At 35.8% G+C, this 12,355-nt stretch carries 12 protein-coding genes and 1 riboswitch; of the genes, 9 read left to right on the plus strand and 3 right to left on the minus strand.

What is annotated here, in order from left to right; genetic code table 11:
* Positions 1-40 precede the first annotated feature (40 nt).
* A riboswitch (TPP riboswitch) is annotated at positions 41-142 on the plus strand.
* 85 nt (positions 143-227) lie between these two features.
* The gene (locus BM012_RS11225; protein WP_061804732.1) at positions 228-1,511 is read left to right on the plus strand and encodes an acetylornithine deacetylase; all 1,284 of its coding nucleotides are present in this window, start codon (positions 228-230) and stop codon (positions 1,509-1,511) included.
* Positions 1,508-2,185 carry a thiaminase II gene (tenA, locus tag BM012_RS11230; protein ID WP_061804731.1) on the plus strand — a complete coding sequence of 226 codons (678 nt, stop codon included), beginning with the start codon at positions 1,508-1,510 and terminating at the stop codon, positions 2,183-2,185. Before BM012_RS11225 ends, tenA begins: the two co-directional genes overlap by 4 nt.
* Before the next feature lie 196 nt (positions 2,186-2,381).
* Here tenA and BM012_RS26400 read toward each other — a convergent pair whose 3' ends face one another.
* The gene (locus BM012_RS26400) at positions 2,382-2,549 is read right to left on the minus strand and encodes a hypothetical protein (RefSeq protein ID WP_019394881.1); all 168 of its coding nucleotides are present in this window, start codon (positions 2,547-2,549) and stop codon (positions 2,382-2,384) included.
* A 352-nt stretch (positions 2,550-2,901) separates the two neighbouring features.
* On the opposite strand from BM012_RS26400, the gene BM012_RS11235 reads away from it, so the two are divergent.
* Positions 2,902-3,156 (plus strand): GlsB/YeaQ/YmgE family stress response membrane protein, encoded by a 255-nt coding sequence (locus tag BM012_RS11235; RefSeq protein WP_061804730.1) that lies wholly within the window; start codon positions 2,902-2,904, stop codon positions 3,154-3,156.
* Between the two features lie 38 nt (positions 3,157-3,194).
* On the opposite strand, the gene BM012_RS11240 is transcribed toward BM012_RS11235, so the two are convergent.
* Positions 3,195-4,004 (minus strand): MBL fold metallo-hydrolase, encoded by an 810-nt coding sequence (locus BM012_RS11240; RefSeq protein WP_061804729.1) that lies wholly within the window; start codon positions 4,002-4,004, stop codon positions 3,195-3,197.
* A 624-nt stretch (positions 4,005-4,628) separates the two neighbouring features.
* Between BM012_RS11240 and brnQ the strand changes: the two genes are divergently transcribed.
* From brnQ to hpf, 6 genes are all read left to right on the plus strand, one after another.
* Positions 4,629-5,984, plus strand: a complete 1,356-nt coding sequence (gene brnQ / locus BM012_RS11245; RefSeq protein WP_061804728.1) for a branched-chain amino acid transport system II carrier protein — start codon at positions 4,629-4,631, stop codon at positions 5,982-5,984.
* Between the two features lie 410 nt (positions 5,985-6,394).
* Positions 6,395-8,251 carry an acyltransferase family protein gene (locus tag BM012_RS11250; protein ID WP_061804727.1) on the plus strand — a complete coding sequence of 619 codons (1,857 nt, stop codon included), beginning with the start codon at positions 6,395-6,397 and terminating at the stop codon, positions 8,249-8,251.
* 141 nt (positions 8,252-8,392) lie between these two features.
* Positions 8,393-9,880, plus strand: a complete 1,488-nt coding sequence (locus BM012_RS11255; protein WP_235606168.1) for a flagellar hook-associated protein 2 — start codon at positions 8,393-8,395, stop codon at positions 9,878-9,880.
* 7 nt (positions 9,881-9,887) lie between these two features.
* Positions 9,888-10,283 (plus strand): flagellar export chaperone FliS, encoded by a 396-nt coding sequence (fliS, locus tag BM012_RS11260; RefSeq protein ID WP_061804926.1) that lies wholly within the window; start codon positions 9,888-9,890, stop codon positions 10,281-10,283.
* Positions 10,280-10,624, plus strand: coding sequence for a flagellar protein FliT (locus BM012_RS11265; RefSeq protein ID WP_061804726.1), 345 nt, complete (start codon positions 10,280-10,282; stop codon positions 10,622-10,624). The genes fliS and BM012_RS11265 overlap by 4 nt, the downstream gene beginning before the upstream one ends.
* A gap of 199 nt (positions 10,625-10,823) precedes the next feature.
* Positions 10,824-11,387, plus strand: a complete 564-nt coding sequence (gene hpf, locus BM012_RS11270) for a ribosome hibernation-promoting factor, HPF/YfiA family (protein WP_061804725.1) — start codon at positions 10,824-10,826, stop codon at positions 11,385-11,387.
* 43 nt (positions 11,388-11,430) lie between these two features.
* On the opposite strand, the gene BM012_RS11275 is transcribed toward hpf, so the two are convergent.
* Positions 11,431-12,300: a LysR family transcriptional regulator gene (locus BM012_RS11275; protein WP_061804724.1), complete on the minus strand. Its 870-nt coding sequence runs from the start codon at positions 12,298-12,300 to the stop codon at positions 11,431-11,433.
* Between the last annotated feature and the right edge of the window lie 55 nt (positions 12,301-12,355).

A 12,355-nucleotide genomic window follows, 5' to 3' on the forward strand; every position in this document is an offset into this window, starting at 1 on the left:
CGTTTGCAATAAAAAAAGTATTATGATAATAATAGAGAAGTAAGACTGCTAGGGGTGCCGTGAAAGGCTGAGAGAGACGAGTGTCTTGACCCTTACACCTGATCTAGGTAATGCTAGCGAAGGGAAGTGGTTGGCGAATTGTTTTATTAGGCATTCGTACATAATCACACCCCTTCACATTGTGAAGGGGTTTTTTCGTTTCCTTCGCTCTAATAAGGAGTGAAAGTATGGAACATATAGAAAAGATTTTAGGAGAAGTAGAGTTAAGAAAAGAAGAGCTAATCTCACTTATTGAGAAACTTGTGAAATTTAAAACACCTGCCCCTCCCGCCCGTAATACAAGGGAAGCGCAAGAATTTGTGGCAAAGCAGCTTAAACAAAATAAATTCGCAGTTGAAATGTGGGATGTTTATGAAAACGATCCAAATGTTGTGGGAGTTAAAAAGGGGAAAAGTAGTGGAGAGTATAACAGCTTAATTATTAACGGCCATATAGATGTGGCTCAAGTAGATGAAAACGAGCAGTGGGAACGTGACCCATTTCTTCCTTTTGTACGAGATGGATATCTCTTTGGAAGGGGAACTTCCGATATGAAAGGTGGATTAGGGTGTGCTCTCTTTGCATTAGAATTATTGGGAGAGTATGGTGTAGAACTTCCTGGTGATGTAATTTTCCAATCTGTGATTGGAGAGGAAGTAGGAGAAGCAGGAACAAAACAGTGTTGTGAAAGAGGGTATAGTGCTGATTTTGCACTTGTTGTAGATACAAGTGAAATGGTTATTCGTGGTCAGGGCGGTGTAATTACAGGATGGATTACAGTAAAAAGTGATCAAACATTTCATGATGGAACAAGGCGGCATATGATTGCAGCGGGAGGAGAAACGGTCGGAGCCAGCGCAATTGAGAAAATGATGAAGATCATTAACTGGCTCAATGAACTCGAAAGACATTGGATGGTCACAAAAACTTATGATGGTTTTCTCCCAGGAACAACAACAATTAATCCTGCCGTCATTGAAGGAGGAAGACACCCTGCTTTTGTAGCTGATGAGTGTCGCCTGTGGATTACCGTACATTTCTATCCAAATGAAACTTACGAGAGTGTTACAAAAGAAATTGAAGATTATATTTTAAGAATGTCTCATGGTGACCTATGGTTAAGGAATTATCCTCCAAGCTTTAGGTGGGGAGGATCATCAATGATTGAAGAAAGAGGAGAAATATTTCCTGCACTTGAAATTGATGAAACTCATGATGGAGTGAAAATGCTTCAGCACATCCACAAAGAGGTTTTAAAAAAACAAGCTGAAATAGAAATGTCTACCTCTGTCACAGACGGAGGATGGTTAGGGGAAGCAGGAATTCCAACCGTTATTTATGGACCAGGGGAAACAAAGTATGCACATGCCGTAAATGAGCGAGTATCAATTGAGAGTTTAGTAGATTTCACAAAAGTATTAATTGAATTTATTTATAACTGGTGTCATACAAAAAAGGGGGAAAATAAATGACATTCTGTGAAGAACTTTATGCAAAAGCCAAACACATTTGGATCGCAAATCATAAGCATCCATTTGTTCAAGGGATCGGCCATGGCACCCTTCCAAAAGAAAGTTTTCGTCATTATATGATTCAGGACTATCTCTATCTCATTGACTATGCAAAACTTTTTGCACTTGGAAGTGTGAAAGCAACTGATGTTGAAACAATGGGTAAATTTGGAGAAATCTTGCATTCTACGTTAAATGTCGAAATGGATCTTCATCGTCAATATGCGAAAAAATTTGCTATTTCAGAGGAAGAGCTTGAAAATGCTCAGCCTGCTTCCTCAACAATTGCCTACACGCATTATATGCTACAAGTTGCTCAAAATGGTACACTTGCCGAACTTGTAGCAGCCCTTCTTCCTTGCATGTGGAGCTATAATGAAATTGGAAGGGAATTGGCTAAAATTCCAGGAGCTCTTGAGCATGAATTTTACGGAGAATGGGTAGAGATGTATAGTTCAAAGGAATTTGGTGAACTTTCAAATTGGTTAAAAGACTTAATGAACAAACTAGCAATAGGAAAATCAGAGGAAGAAAGAAAGAAACTAGAGGAAATTTTTCTAAATACAAGTAGATTTGAATTTCTTTTTTGGGATATGGCTTATCACGGAGAAACGTGGCCTGAAGATATTCGATAAAAAAGGCACCGTTCATTGAACGGTGCTAAACTTTGGCGTGAGCAAAATATATTATTAAGAGTAAATAGCGTTAATAATCTACTATCTCTACAATTCGTTTCAAAATTACATTTTTAAATTTTCAAAAGTTTCAATTGATGGAACTCCATAAGGGTAATGTAAAGTTTATACCTTTAAAGGGGCCCATGTCCCAAAATTAAACAGCCGCCTTTTCAACGATGAATTCGTCATTATAATAAATAACTTGAGAGAGAATCTTGCAAGAGCAGTTCTCTAACTTTCCTAGCGCTTCCTTTGCCTCATGTTCATCGTCAAACTCATACATTTTTACGTCTTGGTCTGCATAAACAGTAATTACCCACACGTTTTGTTTTCCTCCCTTTTTTGAATTTAAAAGATAAATTGTTTACCTTTTGATGCTATCATACGCCCTTTAGTAATTAATGTAAACCATAAAAACAATCTTTCTATAAAAGTTCATAAATTCATTTTGGTCATTATATTTATAGTAAAAAGGATGTCAAAGAGAGTCACTATGAATGTAAAAAAAGATCTCATTGAAAGAAGTTTAAATAGAATTAAAGTTGAAGAAGAAGACAACTTTAGATTTTATTATAGGTTTAATTTCTATGTGTTCAATGACGTTTTTAAATTTTCTTTCTGGGTATACTTTAACTAAGCAACGAAAACAATCTTGATAAAGGAGGAGATAAGACATGTCGTGGTTATGGACAATTATTGTTGGTGGCATTATCGGTTGGCTTGCAGGAGTTTTAACAGGTCGTGATGTCCCAGGTGGAATTATTGGAAATATTATTGCTGGTTTTATCGGAGCCTGGTTAGGTTCACTTATCTTTGGTAGCTTTGGTCCGACTGTTGGCGGTTTTGCCCTTATCCCTGCAATTATCGGTGCCGTCATCCTAGTTCTAATTGTTAGCTTTGTTATGAGAAAGATGCGACACGCATCATAATAAAAAAGAGTTTCCCTTTAAGGGAAACTCTTTTTTATTTATATATTTAATAGTGAGCCATCTAAAGCCTTAATGTAGCGCTCAGCTGATCGTTGTACAGCTCTATTGGCATCTTCCTTTACACTACGGTGGAAAGCATTGTAAAGTCGATCGAAATGTAAAGGCTTTAATTGTTCTACCATTTCGCTCACTTTCGAAGCTGGGAGAGGAATCAGGTTTGGATAGCTATACATAAAGCTAACCCAATGCTGATCTGCTACAACTTGAACAATATCTCCCGTAAGTAAGACACCATCTTCATTTCCCCAATGCAGTACAGCGCCTCCTTTAAAATGTCCTCCTAAGCGATAAAGCGTAATATCCTGACTAATCTTTAACATCGAACCTTCCCAAAAAACGATATGTTCACTATCCCTCATAACCCACTGTTTGTCATCACGATGAATATAAAGGGGAACATTAAACGCTTCTGCCCACTCTACTTGAGTTGAATAATAATGAGGATGGGACAAGGCAATAGCATGAATTCCTCCTAGGCTCTTAATGTACTCTATAGTGTCTTCATCAAGATAGGAAATACAGTCCCATAAGATATTTACTTCTGTTCCTTGAAGAAGATAAGCTGTTTGGCCAATAGCAAACGTGGGACTTGTTTTAATACTATAAAGGCCCTCTTCAGCTTGAGAAAAGATATTTCGGTATGAAGAGTCCTTTAGCTCTTCAAGTGTTGTCCATGATTGTCCATTAGGGTTCACATATTGTCTTTCATCGTTGCAAATTACACACTTTTTAGGGTGTTGAAAGCTACTGTCATATTGAACACCACATGTTGTACAGATATAAAACATAATGTGAATACCTCCTTTGTTATCTATACTTTTATATTACACGAAGAGAAAGGGATAATTAATAATAAAAGGTAAAAAAGTAAATTTTATGTAGTGATAGGAGGCTTGCTCACTTTAGGTTCTTATTACATATTTGAAACTGGGATGGTTTTTTGGATAAACATCCTAGTTCATGAAAAATAGAATATCCCTTAGAGTGAAAAATGTTTTAACACAAAGCATTTTATGAATCAGAAATCAATTGAAAAAATCATACAAGTATTAATTTGTAGTTGAAAAAAATAGATTTAACAAGAATTTTTTTACTAATTAAAGAATTATTGGGAATGATAAAGTAAGACAGAAAGGGAAAAGAGCGAGCTTGTTTTAGTACAAGAGAGGTTCTTTTTTAGTAACTGCAAAGAAATATATGAAAAATTCTGGTTCTTTAGTCCTTTTGTTTGTTAGATTTGAAGCGCTTTCTTTCGGGGGAGGAAAAATAAAACTAAAATTATATATTGAAATACCGAAATTATACGTATATAATACGTTAATAGTTCTTAAAATTGTGTTCGATTATAATTTTCGGAAAATTTTAATTGTTTTCTACAATAATTAATTTTAATTCTCACGGAGGTTTTGAATATGTCAACTAGAGTACCGACTTCCTTTGTTGTTGTGATCGGTCTTATGCTTTTTGCTCTCTTCTTTGGAGCAGGAAATTTAATATTCCCAGCCATGTTAGGCCAAACAGCGGGGGAACACATTTGGTCTGCAAACGCTGGATTCCTTGTAACAGGCGTCGGTTTGCCGTTACTTGGTGTACTTGCTCTTGGCTTTTCTGGTAAGGATGATTTGCAGTCACTAGCAAGCCGCGTAAATCCTGTTTTTGGACTTGTTTTTACGGTTGTTCTTTATTTAGCAATTGGGCCTCTATTTGCAATGCCAAGAGCAGGAACGGTGTCATATGAAATTGGAGTTCATCCATTTGTAGTTCAATTTTTAGGTGAAGATGCAGGGTTCTGGCCACTTCTTATTTTTACGATTATTTTCTTTAGCATTGCGTGCTTTTTTTCACTAAATCCTGCGAAAATTGTCGATTTAGTAGGAAAAGTATTGACTCCACTGAAGTTAACATTTATTGGAATTTTGGTTCTTGTAGCTTTTATTAATCCTATTGGACCTTTTCAAGCACCGCGTCCTGAATATATGACACATGCTTTTTCTAAAGGATTCCAAGAAGGATACTTAACAATGGATACGTTAGCCTCTTTTGTATTTGGAATTATCATTATTAATGCAATTAAACAAAAGGGAGCTAAAACAAAAGGACAAATCATGAAAATCTGCGTGCAGGCAACTATTATTGCAGCCGTGATTTTAGCCGTAATTTATACCGCACTTTCTTATATGGGGGCATCAAGCGTTTCAGAGCTTGGTCATTTAGATAACGGTGGAACAGTTTTAGCACGTGTTTCAGATTACTATTTCGGTTCTTATGGCGCTATTCTTTTAGGACTTATGATTACTGTAGCTTGCTTAACAACAAGCGTTGGCTTAATTACAGCTTGTTCAGCTTTCTTCCATAAGTTATTTCCGTCTGTTTCATATAAAGCTATTGCAATTACTCTATCTGTATTCAGTGCGATCATTGCTAATGTTGGTCTTACTCAGCTTATTGCTATTTCAGTTCCAGTATTAACTATTATTTATCCACTAGCTATTGTGCTTATTTTCTTAACATTTCTACATCCTTTATTCAAAGGACGAACAGAAATTTATCAAGGTAGTTTGATTTTAACATTTATTGTTAGCCTTTTTGATGGGCTAGGAGATGCGGGTGTTCATATCACATTTATCGACAATCTTTTCGGAAGTATTTTACCATTATACTCAATTGGTTTAGGATGGATTGTTCCAGCAATTGTTGGAGGGGTAATTGGATATATTGTAAGCTTGCTTGTATCTAAAAGTTACTATAAAGAAGAGACAAGCAATTAAGGTTCAGTAAGAGAGCAGCTAGAACATTTTCTAGCTGCTTTTCTTATGGAGAAAAAAGCCTTTTTGTTATTTGAATTGATTAGTGACAAATGTTAAATTTTCCTATATTATGGTAAATGAGAGTGGGGCTTAAGACTTATTATTGAAAATGGGATGAAGTTTAATTGCAGAAAATATATAATGGAAAAGGAGTCTTTTTGAGACCTCTTTTTTGTTGATATAGTTTGTAGAAGAAGGGTAAAAGGTATACATAATTGTCAGTCAGAATATATTTAAAAATCACATCAGACCTTATCTCCGTTCCTTAAAATAACTTACGCTAAAATGAAAATTCTTTTTTTATTACATTAATGTGAACAACTTTTGTACACAACAGGGAGAAACAGAAAGGGTTATTGGAGGAATTTATATTGAGCAACAAAACGCATCATCGATATGTCTATGGACTAGATGGACTTCGAGCGTTTGCCGTGTTATCAGTTATTGCTTATCATCTGAATTTTAGTTGGGCCAAGGGAGGATTTCTCGGAGTTGATGTTTTCTTTGTGCTGTCCGGGTACTTGATCACTTCTATTATTTTACCTTCGCATGGAAGCAGACTAACATTCGATTTTCGGGACTTTTGGATAAGACGAATTCGCCGATTACTTCCTGCAGCATATGTAATGATTATTGCAACCGTTGTATGGGTTGTCTTATTTAAAGAAGAACTGTTAGCAACTGTACGCGGAGATGCTGTATCATCTTTATTTTATACGAGCAACTGGTGGTTTATTTTCCATAAGCTTTCATACTTTGATAGCTTTGGATCTCCTTCACCATTAAAGAATTTATGGTCTTTAGCGATTGAAGAACAATTTTATTTACTATGGCCAATATTGTTAGCGGTTAGTTTCTATATCTTTAAAAGAAGAAGTGTAGTATCATGCGTTGTTCTCGTTGGGATTCTGATCTCAGCAATGTCAATGGGAATGCTTTACGAACCAGGCATGGATCCTAGTCGTGTTTACTATGGTACAGATACACGTTCATTTGAGCTTTTGGTTGGCTGTTGGCTAGCACTTGTTTGGCCATTAAAAAGGCTCTCAGCAAAAGAACTTCCTGTGAAAGTGAGAAAAATATTTAACGGAGTAAGTATTGTTTCTTTCCTTATTATTATACTTTGCTTCTTCTTTGTTAGTGAATATCAAACGTTTGTATATCAAGGTGGAATGCTGCTGTTTTGTTTAAATACTGCCATTCTTGTTGCATGTATTTGCCATCCAAGCAACCTTCTTGGTAAATTGCTATCTTGGAAGCCATTAAGATGGATTGGTTCACGTTCATATGGAATCTATCTTTGGCATTATCCAGTTATTGTACTTACAACGCCTGTAGAAGAGATTGGTACACAAAATTATTGGCGTATTGCTTTGCAGATATTCGTGACTTTTGTTGTAGCAGAGTGGTCATATCGAATGATTGAGATGCCGATTCGTAAAAACGGGTTTAGACAATTCTTCAAACGCTATATTCCAACCACAACACTAACGTGGAAAAAGCTTTCTATTACTCGCAAACTATCAACAGTAGCTATTTTTCTCATTGTACTTGTATTTACAGCTGGTGTAACGGGTCTAGCTAAGGGAGAAGTAAGACATGAATCTCCAGAGAAAACGAGCGTTAAGGTTTCTCCAAATCAAAATGAAGAGGAACACGCTGTAAAAGAGAAAAAAGAAGAATCTCAGCAATCAAAAGACACAGATTCAAAAGAGAAGGAATCAGAATCCTCTAAGGTGGATGAACAAGAGAAGTCATTAACTCCCCCTGAGAAAATATTTGCAATTGGAGACTCTGTTATGCTTGATATTGCAGGAAATCTTCATGAAAAATACCCAAATATAACAATTGATGGGAAGGTTGGAAGACAGCTTTATGAGGCGATTGAAATAGCTCCTTCATATGCATCATTTAATAATAAAGATGCAGTTGTTGTTATTGAGCTTGGAACAAATGGTTATTTTACAGATGAACAGATTGATAAATTACTATCATATTTCGATGAAGCAAACGTTTATCTTGTAAATACGCGTGTTCCACGTTCATGGGAAGATCAAGTTAATGAAACACTAGCTAAAAAAGCCAAGGAGTATAAGAACGTAAAATTAATAAATTGGCATAAAGAATCCTTAGAGCACCCCGAATATTTTGGGGGAGATGGAGTTCATCTTACTCAAAAAGGATCGGAGGCATTAACTGAACTTATTCAGGATGCTGTGAATGAATGAAAACCAAGGCCATAAGAGTGGTCTTGGTTTTTAGTTTGTGTAAAAATATAGATTATAATTCGAGCTAACTTCCTATTAAAAAGAAAAAAGAAAAGCCGATATAAATAAAAATACCTTCGAAGAAATATAGGCGGTGAAAAGATGACAGGAATGAGGATCAGTGGATTAGCAAGTGGGATTGATACGGAAAGCATGGTTGAGAAATTAATGACGGCTGAGCGTGTTCCACTTAATAAATTAACAGGGCAGAAGCAAACTTTAGAATGGCAACGCGATCAGTACAGAGAGATTAATACTTCATTAAATGATTTAAGTAACTATACTTTTGATAATATTATCCTAAGTAGTACATTCAACAAGAAAATGGTTACTTCTTCTGAGGAAGGAAAGGTTACAGCGACAGCAGTAAACATTAGCCAAAATATCTCTACTCAAATAGAAGTTAAACAGCTTGCAGCTTCTAGTCGATTCAAATCAAGTGGTTTCACTTCTTCATCAGCTGCCCAGGAATTGAAGTTCACAGTAAAAGACCCAGGAAGTACAGAAGCTCGAGAGGTGTCGTTTTCTATTAAAGCAGGAGCAACAGCTGATGACGTTGTAAAAGCAATTAATAGTTCAGGTTTAGGCGTAAGAGCTATGAACGAACGAATTCGTGATACAACAAGTGGTCAGTACGTTGAAACACTTGTGTTTGTAAACAATAAGACAGGAACTGGCGGGGAAATTAGGGCTGCAGATAGTGCCACAAGTTCATATATGACGGATAATCTAGGGTTTCAACTAAACGATACAGTACTTCAAGAAAGTGAAAAAGGTAAGGATGCAACCGTTATCATAGATGGATTTGAAATGCAAAAAACAACAAATACTTTCGAAATGAATGGAATGAAGTACACCTTGAAAGGAGTAACTAACACTCCTGTTACTATTACCACATCTACAGATGTTGATGGTATTTTTGATAAAATTAAAGAATTTGTTACGAAGTACAATGAAACAATTACCAAGATTAATGAAAAAGTGGGAGAAACTCGTTATCGTGACTATGCGCCACTTACAAGTGATCAAAAGAAAGAGATGTCTGATAAAGAGGTTGAACTGTGGGAAGAAAAAGCAAAAAGTGGACTTCTTCGTAGTGATAGCACATTGTCGAGTGCTTTAAATAGTATGAGGTCTGATTTTTATACGTCACTGCAAGGTGGATCTTTTGGTATTGATCACTTATCTGAGATTGGAATCACAACAACAAAGCAGTATCGTCTCGGTGGGGTCTTAGAAATTGATGAAGCAAAGCTGAAGAAACAAATTGAGGAGAACCCACAAGCCATTTCAGAGCTTTTCTCAAAAAATGGAGATACATATGATACACAAGGAATCGCAGTGCGTCTTCGTAATACGATAAAAGATACCATTATAACAATTGAAAAACGAGCAGGAAACACAGGACAGTCTGATACTCAATATACAATTGGGAAAAGCCTTAATGATCTTGATGAGCGTATTAATAATTTTAATGACCGTTTGAAAATGATTGAAAATCGTTATTGGAGTCAGTTTACAGCGATGGAGCAAGCTATCCAAAAAGCAAACTCTCAGTCTTCTTATTTATCACAATACTTCATGCAGTAAAGGAGAAATAACTATGAACAATGCTTATCAAGCTTATCAGCAAGGCTCTGTTAATACAGCAACTCCTGGAGAGTTGACACTTATGCTTTATAATGGTTGCTTAAAGTTTATTCGTAGAGCAAAGACGGCAATTGAAAATGGAGAAGTAGAGGAAAAAAACAAAAACTTAATTAAAGCTCAAAATATTATTACAGAACTGAGGGTTACGTTGCGAACAGGAAGTGAATTATCAGATCAGATGAGAGCGATGTATGATTATATGAATCAACGTCTAATGAAGGCCAATATTGAAAGCAATGTAAACATTTTAGAAGAAGTTGAATCTTATGTTGTGGAATTTAGAGATACATGGAAAGAAGTTATTCAAAAGACAAAATTATTAAAAGGATATGATCATGAATGAATGCTGTAAAAGAAGCATATAAGTTAACACTAAAGCTGCAGCAAGAACTTTCACAAAAAGGACATGATCGTGATAAGCATATTCAGAATATTGAACAGCTGTTAAACGATAGAGATATCGCTATAAAACTTATTAAACCGCCATTTTCAGCGGAAGAGAAGGAGCTTGGAAGAGAGATGGTTAAGCTCAATGACTCTATTGATGAAAAACTGCGTGAGATTCGCTTTAATATTTCAAAGGATATTAAAGCATTGAAAAATCGGGAACGTGGACAGAATCGTTATGTTAATCCATACGGCATAGAAAGCCATGATGGTACATTTTATGATAAGAGAAAATGAAGGGGTTTCTTTAAGGCCCGCTTCATTTTCTTTATGAATTTTTTGTGTCTCCCGTCCTTTTCTTTTGCAAAGGGAGAAGAGGTATGATAATCTATATAACAAGAAAACAAAATTTTCAAACTATTTTGTAGGTTTAAGAAACAATTTGTCGGGAAAAGAAGTAGTAGAGGCATACCTTGGATCAAAAGGAGGAATTCCCATGATTTACAACATTAGAGGGGAAAACATTGAAGTCACTCCAGCACTACGAGAATATGTGGAAAAGAAAATTAGCAAACTTGAGCGCTATTTTGAAGAAGTGCCAAATTCCGAAGCTAATGTGAACTTAAAAGTTTACAGCGATGGCCAAAGAATAGAGGTTACTATTCCGCTTCATTCTCTTGTCTTAAGAGCCGAGGAAACAAACGATGATATGTATGCAGCTATCGATCTTGTTGTAAGCAAGCTTGAGCGTCAAATTCGCAAGCATAAAACAAGAGTGAATCGAAAATCACGTGAGAAGGGCGGAGCAAAATATGCTTTCGCTGAAATGGAAGGCACAACTTCCACAACGATTCTCGAAGAACAAGAAGATGATGATGAATTCGAAGTTGTCCGCACAAAGAGTTTTGATCTTAAACCAATGGATAGTGAAGAAGCCATTTTGCAAATGAATATGCTAGGACATAGTTTCTTCGTTTATACGAATGCTGAAACAGATGCGACAAATGTAGTTTATCGAAGAAAAGATGGAAGATATGGATTAATTGAGCCGCAAGCTTAAAATAAGAAAGGACATAGCCTACTAGGCTATGTCCTTTTTAAATTTATGAAGCTTTAAATGTCATTTTTTCTACAAAATTCACGAAAGCTTTAACCATATTAAGTTGCATAGACTCCTCATGATAAAACATCCACGTGTTTCTTAAAATAAGTTCTCCTTGTTTATTTTGAAGAGGTATTTTATGAATTATTGGAGCATCATTCAGCGTCATTGTAGGCAAAATTGCGTAACCAAGGCCATTTATAATCATTTTCTTTGCAGTGTCTGCCTTATCAACTTCAATACTTACATTAGGAGGCTGAGGATAATTTTCAACCCACCAGTTTTCGACAAGGGTTCTTAGTAATGGGTCTGCTCTGTAATCAATCCGAGGCATCCTTGGTAAATTCTCCAACTCTATTTTCTCTTTTGATGCAATACATACTTCTTCTTGAAATAACAGGTGTTTTCTATCATTCCAGCTATAGTCCCCTTTAACAAATCCAACATGTACGCTGCCATTATGAACAAGATGTGTAATAGAACTGCTTTGATCTGTTGTTACTTTAAATTCAATTTTAGGATATTGATCTTTGAACATTTTGAGTAAGTCAGGAAGCAAATACTGTGCAAAAAGGTTTGAAACCCCAAGCTTAAGTGTTCCTGTGAAGTCATCTTCCATATTAAGAACATTTTCTTTTATGCTTTGAATTCGTAACAGCATATCTTCACTACAATGAGCCAAATACTCGCCTTGTGGCGTGAATTGGACGCCGCGTCTTCCTCTTATAACAACTTGAACTCCAAATTCTTTTTCGATTTGCTGTAGGCGATTTGTCAGTGCAGGCTGTGAGATGTACAAACTCTTAGCTGCTTTGGTAATATTTTGTTGGATGTAAAGCGTACGTAAAATAAGCCAATCTCTTTCATCCATATCATCACCTCAATATAAGTCATAGATATTAGTTATGGTTAAATATAAAAATATA

The sequence above is a fragment of the Priestia endophytica DSM 13796 genome (genome assembly GCF_900115845.1).
Taxonomy (GTDB): domain Bacteria; phylum Bacillota; class Bacilli; order Bacillales; family Bacillaceae_H; genus Bacillus_I; species Bacillus_I endophytica.

Excerpts from the sequence above, each read along its gene's own strand:
- brnQ (WP_061804728.1), top strand. The coding sequence starts at position 4,629 with ATGTCAACTAGAGTACCGACTTCCTTTGTTGTTGTGATCGGTCTTATG.
- tenA (WP_061804731.1), top strand. The coding sequence starts at position 1,508 with ATGACATTCTGTGAAGAACTTTATGCAAAAGCCAAACACATTTGGATC.
- BM012_RS11235 (WP_061804730.1), top strand. The coding sequence starts at position 2,902 with ATGTCGTGGTTATGGACAATTATTGTTGGTGGCATTATCGGTTGGCTT.
- BM012_RS11255 (WP_235606168.1), top strand. The coding sequence starts at position 8,393 with ATGACAGGAATGAGGATCAGTGGATTAGCAAGTGGGATTGATACGGAA.
- BM012_RS11265 (WP_061804726.1), top strand. The coding sequence starts at position 10,280 with ATGAATGCTGTAAAAGAAGCATATAAGTTAACACTAAAGCTGCAGCAA.
- BM012_RS11240 (WP_061804729.1), bottom strand. The coding sequence starts at position 4,004 with ATGTTTTATATCTGTACAACATGTGGTGTTCAATATGACAGTAGCTTT.
- BM012_RS11275 (WP_061804724.1), bottom strand. The coding sequence starts at position 12,300 with ATGGATGAAAGAGATTGGCTTATTTTACGTACGCTTTACATCCAACAA.
- hpf (WP_061804725.1), top strand. The coding sequence starts at position 10,824 with ATGATTTACAACATTAGAGGGGAAAACATTGAAGTCACTCCAGCACTA.
- BM012_RS11225 (WP_061804732.1), top strand. The coding sequence starts at position 228 with ATGGAACATATAGAAAAGATTTTAGGAGAAGTAGAGTTAAGAAAAGAA.